This window comes from Cryobacterium sp. SO2 (genome assembly GCF_026151165.2).
Taxonomy (GTDB): domain Bacteria; phylum Actinomycetota; class Actinomycetes; order Actinomycetales; family Microbacteriaceae; genus Cryobacterium.
Map to the genome: position 1 here is coordinate 3,400,162 of NZ_CP117849.1, position 16,565 is coordinate 3,416,726.

Consider the following 16,565-nt stretch of genomic DNA (forward strand, 5'->3'; position numbering starts at 1 on the left):
CAACACCGGGCGGCCGGAATTATTCCGGACCGGCGGACTTCGGCCGCATCTCTACTCGCATGCGACCCTGTCGTGGTCGCGGTCGAGCCCCGCAATGTCGCCGTAGGTCGGGTACCAGTAGTTGAACCATTCCTGGGCTGCGGCATGCGAGCCGAAATCGCCGCAATCAACGTCAGCCGGGCGCTCAGGCGCCGCGGGGCTCGGCGCGCCCGTATTCGCACTCGGTCGCACGGTCGGGGCGGGGTAGCCGGCGGCTGCCCACTCTGCGTAGCTGACGGCCCGGTTCACGAGTGGTCCCGCGTAGTACACCGTGGAGTTCCCCGCGTACGTGTAGAACTGGTCGCCGGGGAACCGGCGCACTTGCTGGGGCGAGGGCAGCTGCTCGGCGCGCCAGCCGGCGTAGGTGAGCGCAGCTCCCTTGCCGCCGGCGATGTCGCTCATCTTGCCGATTTCGGCCGACCAGGTCAGCTTCTGGAATCCGGTGTTCGTGCGCACCGAGGGAGAGCGGAAGCCCGATGCGGCCCATTCGCCATAGCTGAGCTTGTGAACTATTCCGTCGCTGCCCTTCACGTACAACTCGCTCGACGTCGCCCACCGGTAGTAACTGCTGCCGACGATCCAGCCGGCGTTACGCACACCCGGGTAGCCGGCTGTCTTGTACTGGGCGAAGGTGAGCTTGTCCCACTGCCAGCTGGCCTCGTTCTTCTGCCAGAAGGTGACTCCATACACCGTCGACGACCACGGGTACTTGACGTACGACGTGGCGGCCACGCGCACCCTTGCGAAGTGGTACACGTCTCGGTACCGGTCGAAACTGATTCGCGTGGGGGTCACGCCGTCGACGAGTTCGTAGATCGTGTCGAGGTAGGCGATCTTGTAGAGCGGCCAGGTCTGCGGCGCGGTGGGGGTGGGCGTCGGTGTCGGTGTGAGTGTCGGTGTCGGGGTCGGGGTGGGTGTTGCTGTCGGTGTCGGGGTGGGAGTCGGAGTCGCCACCTTCGTCGGCGCAGGAGTCGCCACCTTCGTCGGCGCAGGAGTCGCCACCTTCGTCGGCGCAGGGGTCGCCACCTTCGTGGGCGCCGGAGTCGACACCGTGGCGGGCACCGGGACCGGTGTGGGTGTGAGAGTCGCTATCGGGGTAGCGACAGCGGGCAGTGTGCCGCCAGCGGACGCGAGCGCCGGCTGCGGGGCCATGAGACAGACCAAGGTGATGAAGGCGACGGCGACAGTGCCGCGTATGGTTCGTGTGTGCACGAGTGGTTCCCCCCTAGAGATATCTCAGGGTATCGCCGGCCACATCGGGGAATTGTCGCTTCGTGCCCCCACTTGTGGGTCTCCAGAGCTAGGGCTCGAGCACCCGGCGCGGGCCGGCACCATCGGTGCGCAGGCGGTCCTCGGAGTTCACCACGGCACAGCGGGTCTGGGACAGGCAGCCACAGCCGATGCAGCCGGTGAGCTCGGCCTGCATCCGCTCGAGCACGGCTTGCTGGCGCGCGAGGTGCTCGCCCCAGGTGGCGGAAATGGTGCTCCACTCGGCCCGGCTGGGCGGACGGTTGTCTGGCAGGTCCTTGAGCATCTCGGCGACCTCGGCGAGCGAGATGCCGTATCGCACGGACACCTGGATCAGGGCGATGCGCCGCAGCACATGACGAGGGAAGAGGCGCGCGTTGCCATCGGACCGCAGAGCGGGAATCAGGCCGAGCGTCTCGTAGTACCGCACCGTCGAGACCGGCACGCCGGCACGGGCGGCCACCTGGCCGATGGGCAGGAGATCGTTGCTGGACAAGTGCTCTGACACTGGGCCTTCTCCTTGATCTCAAGTGCACTTGAGACGATATCGTAAACAAATGACCGCATACACGCTGCCCCCGCTGACCTATGACTACGCCGCCCTCGAGCCCGCCATCAGCGGGCGCATTATGGAACTGCACCACAGCAAGCACCACCAGGCCTACGTGACCGGCGCCAACGCCGCACTCGACCAGCTCGCTGACGCCCGCGAGTCCGGCAACCTCACCTTCGTCAACAAGCTGCAGAAGGACCTCGCGTTCAACCTCGGCGGCCACGTCAACCACTCCATCTTCTGGACGAACATGTCCCCGAACGGTGGCGACAAGCCCACCGGCGAGCTCGCCGCCGCGATCGACGACACCTTCGGCTCGTTCGAGAAGTTCCAGGCGCACTTCACCGCCGTGGCGATGGGCGTTCAGGGCTCCGGCTGGTCAATCCTCGCCTGGGACACACTGGGCCAGCAGCCCATCATCGTGCAGCTGTACGACCAGCAGGGCAACCTCCCCGCCGGCATCGTTCCGCTGCTCATGCTCGACGTCTGGGAGCACGCCTACTACCTCGACTACCAGAACGTGCGCGCCGACTACGTGAAGGCGTTCTGGACGGTCACTGACTGGGAGAACGTCTCGGCACGCTTCGAGAAGGCACGCACCACGACCTCCGGTCTGATCACGCTCTAACGTCGCCTGTAGCCCCGCGCGCCATGCGCAGGACTGCCCCAGGTGCCCCGGTTTCGGCCGGGGCACTTTTTTTGCGTCTGAGCCGGGTGAAGGGCGTGCGTTGTTGGATCGGGCAGCCCTGGAGCTCAGAAAGGCGGCGATTCGTCGGCCGGTTGAGCGGGGTGCGCGGGGAGTGGGCCGATCGGTGGTTTCGGCGGGGCTCCGATGCGGGTGTCGGGTGTGTTGCTGTATTTCTTGCCGCCGGGGCTGGTCCAGGTCAGGGCACCGCCCGGCCCTTGCCGGGTGCTGAAGCTGGATTGGTGTTTGAGTCGGTGGCAGGCTTTGCAGAGGCAGATGAGGTTGTCGACGTGGGTCTTGCCGCCGGCGTTCCACGCCTGGGTGTGGTCGATCTCGCTGAGCGTGGCCCGGCGGTTACAGCCGACGCCCTGGCAGGTTTCGTCGCGGATCTGCACGTATCGGCGCATGTCCGCCGGCGGTGCGTACTGCTCGTGGCTGACACTGAGCCGGGCCCCGGTCTCGGGGTGGGTGAGGATGCGAGTCCAACTCGTCGCCGTGCTGGCGATCCGGCCGGCCGTCTCCGGGTCGATCGGCCCGTACCCTTCCAGGATCGCGGGTTCGTCGCTGCGGCCCAGCAACGTCAACGCCGGGACGGTGATGTGGACGGTGCCGCGGATGCCGTGCCCGAGGCCGCCCGGTCCGACCCCGTCCAGCAGCAGGTCCCGGTATGCGTCGGCTCGACGCTGGTCCTTGGTCCGGTGCTGCTCCGGCTCGGCCGCCCCGCCCTCGACCGCAGCGGGTGCAGCGTTGGCCGCGTTGTCGTCCTTGTCGAGGTCGGCGGCGATGCGGCTGAGCCGGTCATACGCCGCCTGCGCCTCGTCGGCCTTCAGGTAGGCGTTGAGCCACGCCATCCCGTCAGCGTCGGGCCGGAACACCACCCGTCGGGCCGCGAAGCCCGCGTCGGCGCGTTCCTGCAGCGTGGTCGGGTGCATCCGCTCCCGCACCGTGACGGCGACCTTCGCGAACTGGGTCGAGGTGCGGGTCTCCGCCGCTCCCAGCACCGCCGCTTCGAACCGGGGCAGGACGTCCTCGGGCAGGTTCACCGTGAGTTCCAGCATCTTCAGTGCGTGCCCCCAGGTGATCCGTCCCGCCGTCAACGACTCGTGGAAGGCGGGCAGGTCGCCGGCCAGCCGGGTGGCGTCGAAGATCATGCTCCCGGCGGTGTTCGCCCGCACCCGCAACACCATTGCCGCCTCGGCGGCCATCGTGCGGCGGGCGAGCTCCTCGTCGTCCCAGGCCGGACCATGCGCGGCCGTGTCGGGGTCGTTGTGGCCGGACTCGATCGGGTCACCCCGCAGCCCGGCCAGGATGCGCGGCTCGTGGCCGAGCCGGTCCAGTTCGGCGAGCAGGCGGATCCGTTCGGCGTAGCAGCCGGCGAGGGCCTTTTCGTTTTGGATCAGCGGGTCGATGACCGCGCTGATCGCTTGCGCGACCGGATCCCCGGCGGCATCGGGGGCGTCGTTGGGGGTGTCGTTGGGGGTGTATTCGGGTGTGGCATCTGAGGTGGCCATACGCCTATAGAACCATCGACCACTGACACTCCCGATCCCAATGAATCACTGGTGGAGAACCCGAAAAGCACCCACCTGTGGAGGAACGGCAATCCACCCAAAAGGCTCGATCACGGCGCCAGAGGACCTATCCGGGCAGGTTGTCGTAGCGGTGGCGAATGTGGTGCCGGTCGGCGCTGGCCTGCCAGAATTCGACCTCGGTCGGGCGCACCGCGTAGAGCTGCCAGGCCGGGTTGGCGGCGTCGTCGGCGGCCGGACGCTCGGCCCAGTCCCTGGCCGATGCCTCCGCCGAGAGTTCCACGACGGAGCCGACGACTCGCACCTGCCGCCCGAGTTCAGACCAGTAGAAGTTCAGTGCCGCGCGCGGATTCTCGGCCAGCTCCCGGCCCTTCCGTGACGTACGGGCGGTGGCGAACTGCCAGCCATCCGCGTCGAGGTCCTTGAGAATCAGCATCCGCGATGACGGCACGCCGCCAGTGTTGACCGTGGCGAGGCTGAAGGCGTGCGGCTGCCGCACCCCCGCGGCGAGCGCCTCCTCAAGCCAGGCCAGGAAGAGCTCAGCGGGATCGGCGGGCGCGGAGGCCGGGTCGAAGCCGGGCAGGTCATTAGGAAAATCGGCCAGTGCCCGCAGCCGGCTTCTCAAGGTACTCACGTTTTCGAGCCTACCCATGACTCGCGAGCCGTGAGTTGAGCCCCGAAAACCCGAGGTTTTTGGGGCTCAACTCACGGCTCGCGGATCCAGGTGCCTTGCTGCAGGACACCCTGCACGTGCAGGGTGGGGGTAAGGATCACCAGGTCGGCACGTTGGCCAGGGTGGATGCGGCCACGGTCTGTGATCGACAGCAGGTCGGCGGGGTTCTGGCTGGCGGCGCGCACGGCGTGGGCCAGCGGCACCCCGGCAGTGAGCACGGCGTAGCGCACCGCATCGCTGAGGGTGAGCAGGCTGCCTGCGATCGTGCCGTCACTGAGCCGGGCCTGACCGTCGGCCACGCGAACATCGAGGGCGCCCAGTTTGTACTCGCCCTCCCCCGCTCCCGCTGCGGCCATGGCATCAGTCACGAAAACCGGGCGCGCGCGGCTCTCGGTGATGAGGCGCACGACGGCCGGATGCAGGTGCACGCCGTCCGCGATCAGTTCGGCGAACACTGCCGGGTCTTCGAGCAGCGCGAGGGCCGCACCCGGTTCGCGGTGGTGCACCGGCCGCATGGCGTTGAATACGTGGGTGCCCACCGTCGCCCCGGCCGCGATCGCCGCCCGGGTGAGCTCGTAGTCGGCGTCGGTGTGGCCGACGGCGGCCACGGCGCCGTATCCGACGATGCGGGCCACGGCGGCGAGCCCGCCCTCCAGCTCGGGCGCGATGGTCACCATCCGGACCGCACCGGCACCGGCCCGCATCAACCGGTCGACACTGTCCGCATCCGGCAGCCGCAACAGCTCCTCGCCATGGGCGCCGCGGTGCGACGGGCTCAGCCAGGGGCCTTCCAGGTGGATGCCGGCCAGCAGGCCGGCCCGCACCAGCTCGGCGAGCGCGCCCACCAGCCGCTCCATCTCGTCGAGGGGCGCAGTGACCAGGCTGGCCATCATGGTGGTGGTGCCGTGGACGCGATGCAGCCGCACGATACGCTCGGCCGCGGCCCGAGTGTCGACGTCGTTGAAGCTGGCCCCACCGCCGCCGTGGTTGTGGGCATCCACGAAGCCCGGCGCCAGCACGGCGTCGGGGAAGTGGGCATCCGCGGCTCCCGGCGGCTCACCCTCTCCGGCGGCGGTGATCAGGCCATCGCGCAGCTCGACCCACCCGGGCGCGAGTTCCCGGTCGGGCAGGATCACCGTTCCGGCCGCGATGAGCAACGGTGTGCCGGTGCCCGGCCCGGCGTCACGCGGCAGCGCTGGTGCGCTCTGGTGCTGCCGGGCGACGGAGGGGGTGAGGGGCGGTGTCATGGCAGGTCTCCTGGCGAGTCAAGGATGCGGATGCTCGAACGAGCGCGGGCACCGTCAGCGGTTCACGGTGAGGAAGGCGTCCCCCGGCGCAAGCTGAAGACCGGCCGCGACGGCATCGGACAGGCTGATGTCCTCACCCTGGCGCTCGAGGACGATGACCGGCACGATCGGGTCGCGCCCTCCCGCCACGATGGCCGGCACGTCGTAGCTCACGATGGGGTCGCCCGCGGTGACGGTGTCACCCTGCTGGGCGAGCAGGGTGAAGCCCTCGCCCTTGAGTTGCACCGTGTCGATTCCGAGATGCACGAGCACCCCGCGGCCGTCCGCCGCCACGACCACAAAGGCGTGCGGGAAGACCTTGAGCAGTTTTCCGCTGATCGGCGCGACCACGTCGAGAACAGCCCGCAGCGGTTCGATTGCGGCGCCGGGCCCCACGATCGCCTGGGCGAAAGTGGGGTCTGACACAGTGTCGAGGCCGACGGCCCGGCCGGGCAGGGGCGCGAGCACCAGGAGGCCGGCTGCCATCAGCGCAGATCTTCGATGTCGTCGGCCAGGTTGTCTGCCTCAGGGCCGACCACAACCTGCACGATGGTGCCGGAGCGGAGCACACCATGCGCGCCGGCCGCCTTGAGGATGCCCTCGTCGACCAGCGACGGGTCCGCCACCTCGGTGCGCAGGCGGGTGATGCATGCCTCGATGTCCACGATGTTGGCCGAGCCACCGAGGCCCGCCAGGATCTGTTCTGCCTTGCTTGCCATCGTCTTCTCCTCGTGTGGTGCGTGGCGCCGCGGCGCCGGGAACGGTCGGGAAGGAGCATCTCGTGGACCGAGAAGCCCGTGCGATGCGACTCTTGACAAACGAACCGCCGCACCTTCATTATCGAAGTAATTGGACCGTACCAGTACGGACCACAAAGCGGAAGTGGTCTGGTTGCCCCGCAATCGGATCGTCGCTGACAGGCCAACACGGAAGGTGGCGGAGTGGTGACACAGCTTGACGACAACCCGGTTCTCGCCGGCGGCGCCGTGCCCAAGCACGCCCAGTTGCGCTCCATCCTGCTCGAGCGCGTGGAAACCACACTGGCCCCGCACGCCGCGATCCCGCCGGAGCGGAAGCTCATGACGAAGTACGGCGTGAGCCGCTCGACGGTGCGCGAGGCGATCCGCCAACTCGTCGAGGAGGGGGTGCTGTACCGCATCCAGGGCAAGGGCACCTTCGTCGCCGGTGAGCGGGTGCAGAGCGATCTGCACCTGGCCTCGTTCACCGAAGACATGCGCCGGCGCGGCCTCGTTCCGGCCACCATCGTGATGGGGTCGGTCTTGATCGAGGCGCCCCTGGAGGTGCGCGCCGCGCTGGGCCTGAAATCCGGCGCCCTGGTTCAGCGAGTCGAAAGGCTGCGTCTCGCCGGCGGCATCCCGATGGCATTCGAACGCGGCTACTATCCCGCGGCGCTCCTTCCCGACCTCGGCAGCCAGGATCTGACCCGGTCGCTCTACGCCACGCTCGCCACCGAATACGGCCTGCGCATCGACCACGCCGAACAGACGGCCTGGGCCGAAGGCGCCGATGCCGCGCTCGCCGAGCCTCTGGGTATCGATGCGGGCGTTCCCCTTATGGTTTTCCGCCGCACGTCGTCGGCGGGGTCCACCCCCGTCGAGCACATCACCTCGTGGTACAGAGGCGATCGTTACCAGATTCACATGACCCTCGACCTGCACCACGAACTGTAATGCCGGTCAGCGGATGCCCCGCTGATCACGCCGTTCTCCCACCCCGCCAGGGTTCGCCCGCCGGCACGGCCGGCAGCGCCAGCGTGCCCTGACGGTCTTTCGCGCTCCACACAGCAGTCCACCCATCGCGCACCAACACCAGGAGGAATCTATGTCCAGCACAACCGTAGATGCCGGGACGGGACGCAAGATCCCGGGCCTCGCCCAGCTCCAACGCATCGGGCGCAGCCTCATGCTGCCCATTGCCGCACTGCCTGCCGCCGGCCTGCTCCTGCGTCTGGGCCAACCCGATCTGCTCGGCGCCATCCCCGGATTCGAGACCGGCGCAGCCGTGATCGCCTCGGCCGGCGGTGCCCTGTTCGACAACCTGCCCCTGCTCTTCGCCCTCGGCGTCGCGATCGGTTTCGCTAAGAAGGCCGACGGCTCGACAGCGCTGGCCGCCGTGGTGGGTTATCTCGTTTTCAGCAATGTCGGCAAGGCGATGTCCCCGCTGGTGCTGGGCCTGCCCGCCGAGGGCGCCGACCAGGTGCTCGTCAACTACAACGTGCTCGGCGGCGTGCTCATGGGCGTCGTCTCCGCCGTGCTCTGGCAGAAGTACCACCGCATCAAACTGCCCAGCTACCTGGCATTCTTCGGCGGCCGCCGGTTCGTGCCGATCATCACCGCCGTGGTCGCCCTCCTCCTCGGCGTGCTGCTCAGCTTCATCTATCCCGCGTTCAGCAGCGGCCTCACCTCGTTCGGCGAATTCGTCAGCTCCAACGACATCTGGGGCGGGTTCCTCTACGGCACGGCCAACCGGCTGCTCATCCCCGTCGGCCTGCACCACATTCTCAACTCGATGATGTGGTTCGTGATCGGCGACTACAACGGCGCCACCGGCGACCTGCACAGGTTCTTCGCCGGCGACCCGACCGCCGGCTCGTTCATGACCGGGTTCTTCCCCATCATGATGTTCGCCCTCCCCGCCGGAGCCCTGGCCATCTGGCACGAGGCCAAGCCATCGCAGAAGAAGATCGTCGGCGGCATCATGCTCACCGGCGCCCTCACCGCGATGCTCACCGGAGTCACCGAACCTCTCGAGTTCTCCTTCATGTTCGTCGCATTCCCGCTCTATGCGATCCACGCGGTGCTCACCGGTTCGTCGCTCGCCCTGGTCAACGCTCTCGGCATCAGGGACGGCTTCAGCTTCAGCGCCGGCGCGTTCGACTACGTGCTCAACTTCGGCCTCGCCGAGAAACCACTGCTGCTCATCCCCATCGGCCTGGCCTACGCGGCGATCTACTACTTCCTGTTCCGGTTCGTCATCCGCCGGTGGAACCTGAGGACCCCCGGCCGCGGCGACGACGAGGTCACGGAGGCGTCCGCCCCCGACTCCGCCTCGGCGACCACGGTCTGACCCTTCGGCCGGTGGCCGGGGGCTCACTCCCCGGCCACCGGCCTCCCCCAACGACCATCCATATCCATCCGCAACCCCGCACCACCGATCGCACCTGGAGTACCCCGTGGCTGAAGTCATCGTCGTCAACACCGAGACCGAGGCCGGTCTCATCGCCGCCGCATCGATTCGAGCGTTGATCAGCCACAAGCCGGATGCTGTGCTCGGGCTGGCCACCGGATCCACCCCGCTCGGGGTCTACCGGGCCCTCGCCGCGTCTCTGGCCGCCGACCCACTCGACGTCTCCCGGGTGCGCGGCTTCGCGCTCGACGAATACGTCGGCCTGCCCAGCGGCCACCCGGAGAGTTACCGTTCGGTGATCACCCGGGATGTCGTCGTCCCGCTCGGCCTCACGGCCGCCAACATCCGGGTACCGGGCGGCGATCCTGAGACCCTGCCCACCGCGGGCACCGACTACGAGGCCGCCATCCGTGCCGCGGGCGGCGTCGATGTGCAGATCCTCGGCATCGGCCGCACCGGCCACGTCGGCTTCAATGAGCCGGGCTCCTCGTTCGGTTCGCTCACCAGGGTCAAGACCCTCACCGAGAAGACCCGCGCCGACAACGCCCGGTTCTTCTCCTCTCCAGACCAGGTACCGATCCACTGCATCACGCAGGGGCTGGGCACCATCCGCAGGGCGAAGCACCTGCTACTGCTCGCGTTCGGCGCCCAGAAGGCCGACGCCATCGCGGCGGCCGTCGAAGGGCCGGTCACGGCCAGCAGCCCGGGGTCCGTCATTCAGTTGCACCCGCATGTCACCGTGCTCGTCGACGAAGCCGCTGCCGCCGGCCTCGGCAACCTCGACTACTACCGGTACGCCTGGGCCCACAAGCCGTCCTGGCAGGGGCTCTGAGGCCGCCGCCCAACGTGAGGCCAACTACCCCAGGGCCGTGCCCACGGCAGCGACCCCGAGAAGCGCCACCAGGCCGAACCCGCACCCGCTGAGCACGGCCTGGCCGCGGTCGCTGATCCGGCCGCCCCAGAAGGCGCCCACCGCCACCAGGGCGAGCTGCCAGACCAGGGAGGCCGCCACCGCACCGGCCACGAACACCGCCGGCCACCGCTGCACGCCCACCGCCGACGGGATCGCGGCGGTCAAGACCAGGAAGTAGGCCAGGGTCGTCGGGTTGATCGCGGTGAGCCCGACGAAGGTGACGAACACCCGGCCCGCCGGACGCCGCCGAAGTGCGGCACCCGGCCTGCCCGGCGTCGCCAGGCGCATCAGCCCGGCTCCGCCCATCACCATCAGCACGACCCCCGCCAGAACCTGCGACGCCGCGCCCCACGTCGCCAGAAGCGGCGCAGCGACCGCGCCGAGAACCAGCGCCATGGTGCAGTACACGCCGTCCACCGCCGCCACCGCGGCGGCGGCGACAGCACCGGTGCGCAGGCCAGCGGTCAGTCCTTCGCGCACCAGGAGCAACCCGATCGCTCCGAGGGGCACGGCCACGCCCCAGCCGGCGAGCAAGCCCGCTCCGAGTACCGTGCCGACCGCTCCCACATCCATGGCTCCGATGCTGCACCCCGCGGTTGCAGAGCCCTCGCTTTTCTCGGCAACGCGGCTACAATCGCGGCATGGACGATCTGGACAGCGAAATCATCGGCATCCTGCGGGAAAATGGCCGTATTTCATTCAGTGCGCTCGGCGCCGCCGTCGGCCTCTCCACCAACGCCGCCTCCGCCAGGGTGCGCAAGCTGGAGACCTCCGGCGTGATCGTCGGCTACCGGGCCATCCTCGCCGACGACACCCCGCTCGGACCCCTCGGACTCGAAGCGTTCATCGACGTGCGGCTGCGCGCCGACGCCGATTCCGACACCTTCCTGCACGCGGCCCTGGCCGAGCCCGAGGTGCGTGACGCCGTGCACGTGACCGGCCCGTACGACTACCTCGTGCACGTCTCGGTCGCCGACAGCACCCACCTCAACGGGCTGCTGCACAGGCTGAAGCACCGGGCCGGCGCCGGCCAGACGCAGACCCGCCTCGCGCTGCGCGCGCCCACGACGTCCAGGGACTGAACCAGCGGGTCGCTTCGGGTCGCCGCGCCCCCTCGGCGCTGTCGTACGCTGAAGCAATGACCGGCCTCAGCGACCTCGCCCCCACCCTCGTCGGGGTCGGCGCGCTCGTGGTCCTCACCATCGCCATGCTGTGGAGCTCCCGCACCCCGCACCGGTTCGCGCCCGCATTCGCCATTCTGCGCGGCACCGCTCAGCTGGCCGTGATCAGCGTCATCCTGGGCGGCGTCATCACGAGCCCGCTCTGGGTGAGCGTGGCGCTCCTGGTGATGTTCACGGTGGCCGCGGCCACCGCCGCCCGCCGCCTGGGCTGGAGCTGGGGCCACTTCGCCCTGACCGCCGCGGCCATGGGAGCGGGCATCCTGGCCACACTGCTCATAGTCTTCAGCACCGGTGCCATCGAGTTCAGTCCGCGCTACGCCCTGGCCATCGGCGGCATCGTGATCGGCAATGCCATGTCGATCGCCACCCTTGCCGGACGCCGCCTCACCGAGTCGATCAATGAGCACTGGGAGGAGGTCGAGGGCTGGACCGCGCTGGGAGCAACACCACGGCAGTCCACGCTCGAACTCGCCAGGACCGCCGTCTACTCAGCGCTCATCCCCTCGACGGACCAGACCAAGACCACCGGTCTGGTCACCCTGCCCGGCGCCTTCGTCGGCGCAATCTTCGGCGGGGTGTCCCCGCTGGAGGCCGGCCGGTTCCAGGTGGTGGTGCTCGCCTCGATCATGGCCGCCGGCTCCATCACGGCCGTCGTCGTCGTGCGGATGCTCGCCCCCGTTCGGCAGCGTCCGGCAGCGCTCCGTTAGGCTCACTCGGTGCCCACGTCACTGCAGGAGTCCCCCGGCGCGAGGGTCGGGTTGTCGATCGCCGTCGCCACCGGCCTCTACGGCGTGTCCTTCGGCGCCCTGTCCGTCTCCTCCGGCCTCGACGTGTGGCAGACCCAGGCGCTGAGCCTGCTGCTCTTCTCCGGCGGCTCCCAATTCGCGTTCATCGGCGTGATCGCCGGCGGCGGCACCCCGGTGGCGGCGGCGAGCGCGGCGGCCCTGCTCGGCATCCGCAATGCCGTCTACGGCATGCAGATGAACATGCTGCTGCAGCCGCGACGGTGGCGTCGCCTGGCCGCCGCCCACGTCACCATCGACGAATCGCTCGCCACCAGCACCGGCCAGACCGACCCGCTCGAACAACGACGCGGCTTCTGGGTGGCCGGCGTCGGCATCTTCGTGCTCTGGAACCTGTTCACCCTGGTCGGCGCGCTGGCCGGGGACGCGATCGGGGACCCCAAGCAGTGGGGCCTCGACGGCGCCGCCGTCGCCGCATTCCTGGCCCTGCTCTGGCCGCGGCTGCGCTCGCGTGAAGCTGGAGCGATCGCCGCGGTCTGCGCGCTCGCCACCGTGCTCGCCGTGCCGTTCGTGCCGCCGGGCGTTCCGATCCTCGTCGCCGCCGTCGTCGCCGCCCTGATCGGCTGGTTCGGGTATCGCAGCGGGCCGTCCGGAGAGGGTCTGGAGCCCGATATCGATCCGTACCCGCAGCCGGACGACCCGAGCCGGACGGCGACCTCATGAGTCTCTGGTTCTGGATCGTGGTGGCCTGCGCCGTGGGGTTCCTCACCAAGCTCGTCGGCTACCTCCTGCCGAGAAAGTGGCTCACGAACCCCCGGGTGGCCCGCGTGGCCGGCACCCTCACCATCGGCCTGCTGGCCTCGCTCACCGTGGCCAACACCGTGGCCACCGGGGCCGCCCTCGCCGTGGATGCCAGGCTCGGCGCCCTCGCCGCGGCCGCCGTGGCGCTTTGGCTGAAGGCCCCCTTCCTCGTGGTGGTCATCGTCGGCGCGCTGGCCGCCGCGGGCCTGCGCCTCCTCGGCCTGCCCTAGTCCCGCGAGCCGTGAGAAAAGCCCCAGAATCTCCGGATTTCTGGGGCTTTTCTCACGGCTCGAAAGGGTTTTGGGCTCGAATCCATTGACACATCCGTCGTTGGCATGTCATGCTGGTGCTCGTTCAAGCAAGCGTGAATAGATATGCAAAGGATGTACGGCGACGATGCTGTTAGACACTGATCTCACCCAGGTTGAGACCTGGCGCTTGCTGCAGGCACACCTGGCCACAGCATCCGCCCCCGACCGGAACGCCCTGCTGCACCGGCGCGCGAACGACACCCGGAGCGATGTCGTGCGCATGATCGACCACGCCGGCCAGGGCCACATCGGCGGCGACTTCTCGGTCACCGACATCCTCACCGTGCTCTTCAACGGCGTGCTGCGGATCGACCCGGCCCACCCCGACAAGGCCGGCCGCGACCGCTTCGTGCTGAGCAAGGGCCACTGCGCCGCCGCGCTCTATGCCACGCTGGCCAGCTGCGGCTACTTCTCGCCGGGCGAACTCCTCACCTTCATGGGCCCGCTCTCCGCCCTCAACGGCCACCCCAACCGCAACAAGGTCCCCGGCGTCGAGACCAACACCGGCCCGCTCGGCCATGGCCTGCCCGTGGCCGTCGGCCAGGCGATGGCCGCCAAGCTGGCCGGCACCGGCGCCCGTGTCTTCGCCGTCATGGGCGACGGCGAAATGCAGGAGGGCAGCAACTGGGAGGCCCTGATGGCCGGCGCCCACTACGAACTCGACAACCTCACCGCGATCGTCGACCGCAACCGCCTGCAGCAGGGCGCGCGCACCGAAGACACGTCGTCCCTCGACCCGCTCGACGAGAAACTCCTCGCCTTCGGCTGGGAGCTGCGGATGATCGACGGCCACGACTACGAGCAGCTCGCGGCGGCCTTCGAACCGTCCCACACCGGCAAGCCCGTCGCCGTGATCGCCAACACCACCAAGGGCAAAGGCGTGTCGTTCATCGAAGACCGGGTGGAATGGCACCATAAGGTGCCATCCAAAGAACAGGTACTGCTGGCACTGGAGGAATTGGCATGAGCACCACAACGACCGCACCGGCCGTTCCCGTCTTCGACAACCGGACCGCGTTCGCGGACGAACTCATCCAGCTCGCCCGGGCCGACAACCGCATCGTCGCCGTCTGCAACGACTCCGTCGGGTCGAGCAACCTGGTCGCCTTCCGCGACGAGTTCCCCGACCGCCTGATCAACGTCGGCATCGCCGAACAGAACATGGTGGGCGTGGGCGCCGGACTCGCCAGCGCCGGCTACATCCCGTTCGTCTGCGCCGCCGGACCGTTCCTCACCGGCCGTTCCCTCGAGCAGGTCAAGGCCGACGTGGCCTACAGCCAGCACCCCGTCATCCTCTGCGGGATGAGCCCCGGCATGGCCTACGGGGAACTCGGCCCGACGCACCACTCGGTGGAGGACTTCTCCTGGCTGCGCGCGCTGCCGGGCCTGGACATCGTCGTGCCCGCCGATCGGCTGCAGACCAGGCAGGCCGTGCAGCAGGCCGTCGCCAGTCCCCGCCCGATGTACATCAGGGTGGGCCGGCACAAGGTACCCGACGTCTCCCCCGCCGACTCCGTGCTCGAACGGGGTCGGTTCCAGACCATCCGCGAGGGCACCGACGTGACCCTGATCGGCACCGGCACCCTGGTCTCCCGCGCCCTCGAGGCCGCGGAGCTCCTGGCCCAGGACGGCCTGTCGGTGCGGGTGCTCAACGCCGCGTACATCGCGCCATTGGATGTGCCGGCGATCGTCGCCGCCGCCGAGCAGACCGGTGCGATCATCACGGCCGAAGAAGGCAACGTGGCCGGCGGGCTCGGTGCCGCTGTCGCCTCCGTGGTCTCCCAGCTGGGCCGGGATGCCCGGGTGCCGGTGCGGATCCTCGGGCTCACCGAGTTCGCCCCGACGGGCAGCACCGACTTCCTGCTGGACTACTTCGGTCTCACGGCCGCCCACCTCGCCACCGCCGCCAGGGACGCGAGGACGAATGGCTGACTCTCCCGCCGGGGCGCACTCGACCGCGCCGGTCCTCGTCGCGATCGACCAGGGCACCAGCTCCACCAAGGTGCTCGTGATCGACGCGTCCGGTGCCATCGTGTCGTCGGCCGTGGTGCCGATCGGCCAGGCGCACCCGCAGCCGGGCTGGGTCGAGCAGGACGCCGAGGAGATCGCGCAGAGCGTGTTCACCGGCATCCGCGACGCCGCGACAGGTTTCGGCGAGCGCATCGCCGGGCTCGGGCTGTCCAGCCAGCGGGAATCCGCCCTGGTCTGGGATCGCGCCACCGGGCAGGCGCTGGGCCCCGTGCTCGGCTGGCAGGACCGGCGCACAACCGCGAGCGCCGCCGCGCTGACCCAGGCCGGCCACGCTCCGCTCGTGCGTGAGATCACCGGGCTGCCCATCGACCCGATGTTCTCGGCGCTCAAGCTCGGCTGGCTCCTCGACCAGGTCGACCCGGATCGGGTCCGCAGCGCCGCCGGCGAGATCTGCGTGGGCACCATTGACTCCTGGCTGCTCTTCCGCCTCACCGGCGAGCACCGCATCGAGTCCGGCAACGCCAGCCGCACCCAACTGCTCAACCTGCACACCGTCGACTGGGACGAGCGACTGCTCGAGCTCTTCAGGGTGCCACGCGCCACCCTGCCGCTCGTGACCGCATCCTCCACCCCGAGCGCCGTCGTGCACGGCGTTGCCGGCCTGCCCGCCGGCACACGGGTGCGCGCCGTGATGGGCGACTCCCACTCCGCCCTCTACGCGCACGGCGTGCGGCAGGCCGGCGCGGTCAAGGTCACCTACGGCACCGGCTCGTCCATCATGGGGCTCCTTCCCGCCGGCGAGACCGGCAGCGCCGGCGCAGCCGCCGACGGGCTCGTGACCACCCTGGCTTGGCAGACCGACACCGCGCACCACGCCTTCGAGGGCAACATCCTCTCCACCGGATCCACGATGGTGTGGCTCGCCGAGCTACTCGGGCGCTCCCCCGGCGCCCTGTTCGAGCTGGCGCAGGCCGCGCCCGCCGACCACGGCCTCGACCTCGTGCCGGCGTTCTCCGGTCTCGGCGCCCCGTGGTGGGACGAGAACGCCCGCGCCCTGGTCATCGGTCTCACCCTCGGCACCACCCCGGCCGCGCTGGCCAGGGCGGCGGCGGAGTCGATCGCACTGCAGATCGAAGACGTTCTCGCGGCGGCGGATGCCCGCGGCGGCCCGCGAATCGACCGGATCCTCGTCGACGGCGGCCCCTCGGCCAACGACTGGCTCATGCAGCTGCAGGCCGACCTCAGCCAGCGCGAGGTCATCCGACCGGAGGTCGGCGCCCTCTCTGCCCTGGGCGTGGCCTACCTGGCCGGCATCGGCGCCGGCGTCTGGACGGACGCCCAGGTGTTGGCACTGCCGCGGCGGAGTACCTCCTTCAGCCCCTCGCTCGACCCCGCCGCCTGGCGGGCGCGGCGACACGGCTGGTTGGCGGCCGTTGCGGCCGCCCGCGGCGCGCCGCCGGGCACCGGTTCCTGACCGTCCCCCAG

The 16,565-nt window shown here is 69.6% G+C and carries 19 protein-coding genes; 11 read left to right on the forward strand and 8 right to left on the reverse strand.

Going from position 1 to position 16,565, the window contains the following annotated elements; all coding sequences use genetic code 11:
* Nucleotides 1-51 precede the first annotated feature (51 nt).
* Complete coding sequence (locus tag BJQ94_RS16030; protein WP_275875513.1) at nt 52-1,251, reverse strand: hypothetical protein; 1,200 nt, start codon at nt 1,249-1,251, stop codon at nt 52-54.
* 88 nt (nt 1,252-1,339) lie between these two features.
* Nucleotides 1,340-1,795 carry a redox-sensitive transcriptional activator SoxR gene (soxR, locus tag BJQ94_RS16035; RefSeq protein ID WP_265397904.1) on the reverse strand — a complete coding sequence of 152 codons (456 nt, stop codon included), beginning with the start codon at nt 1,793-1,795 and terminating at the stop codon, nt 1,340-1,342.
* 49 nt (nt 1,796-1,844) lie between these two features.
* On the opposite strand from soxR, the gene BJQ94_RS16040 reads away from it, so the two are divergent.
* Nucleotides 1,845-2,468, forward strand: a complete 624-nt coding sequence (locus tag BJQ94_RS16040; protein ID WP_265397903.1) for a superoxide dismutase — start codon at nt 1,845-1,847, stop codon at nt 2,466-2,468.
* A 125-nt stretch (nt 2,469-2,593) separates the two neighbouring features.
* On the opposite strand, the gene BJQ94_RS16045 is transcribed toward BJQ94_RS16040, so the two are convergent.
* From BJQ94_RS16045 to BJQ94_RS16065, 5 genes are all read right to left on the reverse strand, one after another.
* On the reverse strand, nt 2,594-4,036 hold the full coding sequence (locus BJQ94_RS16045; protein ID WP_265397902.1) for an HNH endonuclease signature motif containing protein: 1,443 nt from the start codon (nt 4,034-4,036) through the stop codon (nt 2,594-2,596).
* 127 nt (nt 4,037-4,163) lie between these two features.
* On the reverse strand, nt 4,164-4,688 hold the full coding sequence (locus tag BJQ94_RS16050; protein WP_265397901.1) for a pyridoxamine 5'-phosphate oxidase family protein: 525 nt from the start codon (nt 4,686-4,688) through the stop codon (nt 4,164-4,166).
* A 71-nt stretch (nt 4,689-4,759) separates the two neighbouring features.
* Nucleotides 4,760-5,974: an N-acetylglucosamine-6-phosphate deacetylase gene (gene nagA / locus BJQ94_RS16055; protein WP_265397900.1), complete on the reverse strand. Its 1,215-nt coding sequence runs from the start codon at nt 5,972-5,974 to the stop codon at nt 4,760-4,762.
* 54 nt (nt 5,975-6,028) lie between these two features.
* A complete protein-coding gene (locus tag BJQ94_RS16060) occupies nt 6,029-6,499 on the reverse strand; it encodes a PTS glucose transporter subunit IIA (RefSeq protein WP_265397899.1) in 471 nt (156 codons plus the stop codon).
* Nucleotides 6,499-7,065: a PTS glucose/sucrose transporter subunit IIB gene (locus tag BJQ94_RS16065; protein ID WP_345893452.1), complete on the reverse strand. Its 567-nt coding sequence runs from the start codon at nt 7,063-7,065 to the stop codon at nt 6,499-6,501. Before BJQ94_RS16065 ends, BJQ94_RS16060 begins: the two co-directional genes overlap by 1 nt.
* Between BJQ94_RS16065 and BJQ94_RS16070 the strand changes: the two genes are divergently transcribed.
* The 3 genes from BJQ94_RS16070 to BJQ94_RS16080 all read left to right on the forward strand — a co-directional run bounded on the left by BJQ94_RS16070 (nt 6,955) and on the right by BJQ94_RS16080 (nt 9,992).
* Entirely contained in the window at nt 6,955-7,704 is a 750-nt protein-coding gene (locus BJQ94_RS16070) for a GntR family transcriptional regulator (protein WP_265397897.1), read from the forward strand. The two genes, BJQ94_RS16065 and BJQ94_RS16070, sit on opposite strands and share 111 nt — an antisense overlap.
* A 151-nt stretch (nt 7,705-7,855) precedes the next feature.
* Entirely contained in the window at nt 7,856-9,100 is a 1,245-nt protein-coding gene (locus BJQ94_RS16075; RefSeq protein WP_265397896.1) for a PTS transporter subunit EIIC, read from the forward strand.
* Nucleotides 9,101-9,206: 106 nt separating this feature from the next.
* The gene (locus BJQ94_RS16080) at nt 9,207-9,992 is read left to right on the forward strand and encodes a glucosamine-6-phosphate deaminase (RefSeq protein WP_265397895.1); all 786 of its coding nucleotides are present in this window, start codon (nt 9,207-9,209) and stop codon (nt 9,990-9,992) included.
* 24 nt (nt 9,993-10,016) lie between these two features.
* Here BJQ94_RS16080 and BJQ94_RS16085 read toward each other — a convergent pair whose 3' ends face one another.
* Nucleotides 10,017-10,646: a hypothetical protein gene (locus BJQ94_RS16085; protein ID WP_265397894.1), complete on the reverse strand. Its 630-nt coding sequence runs from the start codon at nt 10,644-10,646 to the stop codon at nt 10,017-10,019.
* Nucleotides 10,647-10,714: 68 nt separating this feature from the next.
* Between BJQ94_RS16085 and BJQ94_RS16090 the strand changes: the two genes are divergently transcribed.
* From BJQ94_RS16090 to BJQ94_RS16120, 7 genes are all read left to right on the forward strand, one after another.
* The gene (locus BJQ94_RS16090) at nt 10,715-11,155 is read left to right on the forward strand and encodes an Lrp/AsnC family transcriptional regulator (protein WP_265397893.1); all 441 of its coding nucleotides are present in this window, start codon (nt 10,715-10,717) and stop codon (nt 11,153-11,155) included.
* A 56-nt stretch (nt 11,156-11,211) separates the two neighbouring features.
* Nucleotides 11,212-11,961: an ABC transporter permease gene (locus tag BJQ94_RS16095; protein ID WP_265397892.1), complete on the forward strand. Its 750-nt coding sequence runs from the start codon at nt 11,212-11,214 to the stop codon at nt 11,959-11,961.
* Between the two features lie 9 nt (nt 11,962-11,970).
* Nucleotides 11,971-12,720, forward strand: a complete 750-nt coding sequence (locus tag BJQ94_RS16100; protein ID WP_265397891.1) for an AzlC family ABC transporter permease — start codon at nt 11,971-11,973, stop codon at nt 12,718-12,720.
* The gene (locus BJQ94_RS16105) at nt 12,717-13,028 is read left to right on the forward strand and encodes an AzlD domain-containing protein (protein ID WP_265397890.1); all 312 of its coding nucleotides are present in this window, start codon (nt 12,717-12,719) and stop codon (nt 13,026-13,028) included. The genes BJQ94_RS16100 and BJQ94_RS16105 overlap by 4 nt, the downstream gene beginning before the upstream one ends.
* Nucleotides 13,029-13,194: 166 nt before the next feature.
* A complete protein-coding gene (locus tag BJQ94_RS16110; protein WP_265397889.1) occupies nt 13,195-14,076 on the forward strand; it encodes a transketolase in 882 nt (293 codons plus the stop codon).
* On the forward strand, nt 14,073-15,041 hold the full coding sequence (locus tag BJQ94_RS16115) for a transketolase C-terminal domain-containing protein (RefSeq protein ID WP_265397888.1): 969 nt from the start codon (nt 14,073-14,075) through the stop codon (nt 15,039-15,041). The genes BJQ94_RS16110 and BJQ94_RS16115 overlap by 4 nt, the downstream gene beginning before the upstream one ends.
* On the forward strand, nt 15,034-16,554 hold the full coding sequence (locus tag BJQ94_RS16120) for an FGGY family carbohydrate kinase (RefSeq protein ID WP_265397887.1): 1,521 nt from the start codon (nt 15,034-15,036) through the stop codon (nt 16,552-16,554). The genes BJQ94_RS16115 and BJQ94_RS16120 overlap by 8 nt, the downstream gene beginning before the upstream one ends.
* Nucleotides 16,555-16,565 lie beyond the last annotated feature (11 nt).

What these genes read in the sequence shown, in the direction of transcription:
- BJQ94_RS16120 (WP_265397887.1), top strand. Translation starts at nt 15,034, where the DNA reads ATGGCTGACTCTCCCGCCGGGGCGCACTCGACCGCGCCGGTCCTCGTC.
- nagA (WP_265397900.1), bottom strand. Translation starts at nt 5,974, where the DNA reads ATGACACCGCCCCTCACCCCCTCCGTCGCCCGGCAGCACCAGAGCGCA.
- BJQ94_RS16075 (WP_265397896.1), top strand. Translation starts at nt 7,856, where the DNA reads ATGTCCAGCACAACCGTAGATGCCGGGACGGGACGCAAGATCCCGGGC.
- BJQ94_RS16085 (WP_265397894.1), bottom strand. Translation starts at nt 10,646, where the DNA reads ATGGATGTGGGAGCGGTCGGCACGGTACTCGGAGCGGGCTTGCTCGCC.
- BJQ94_RS16060 (WP_265397899.1), bottom strand. Translation starts at nt 6,499, where the DNA reads ATGGCAGCCGGCCTCCTGGTGCTCGCGCCCCTGCCCGGCCGGGCCGTC.
- BJQ94_RS16115 (WP_265397888.1), top strand. Translation starts at nt 14,073, where the DNA reads ATGAGCACCACAACGACCGCACCGGCCGTTCCCGTCTTCGACAACCGG.
- BJQ94_RS16045 (WP_265397902.1), bottom strand. Translation starts at nt 4,036, where the DNA reads ATGGCCACCTCAGATGCCACACCCGAATACACCCCCAACGACACCCCC.
- BJQ94_RS16040 (WP_265397903.1), top strand. Translation starts at nt 1,845, where the DNA reads ATGACCGCATACACGCTGCCCCCGCTGACCTATGACTACGCCGCCCTC.
- BJQ94_RS16105 (WP_265397890.1), top strand. Translation starts at nt 12,717, where the DNA reads ATGAGTCTCTGGTTCTGGATCGTGGTGGCCTGCGCCGTGGGGTTCCTC.
- BJQ94_RS16095 (WP_265397892.1), top strand. Translation starts at nt 11,212, where the DNA reads ATGACCGGCCTCAGCGACCTCGCCCCCACCCTCGTCGGGGTCGGCGCG.
- BJQ94_RS16090 (WP_265397893.1), top strand. Translation starts at nt 10,715, where the DNA reads ATGGACGATCTGGACAGCGAAATCATCGGCATCCTGCGGGAAAATGGC.
- BJQ94_RS16110 (WP_265397889.1), top strand. Translation starts at nt 13,195, where the DNA reads ATGCTGTTAGACACTGATCTCACCCAGGTTGAGACCTGGCGCTTGCTG.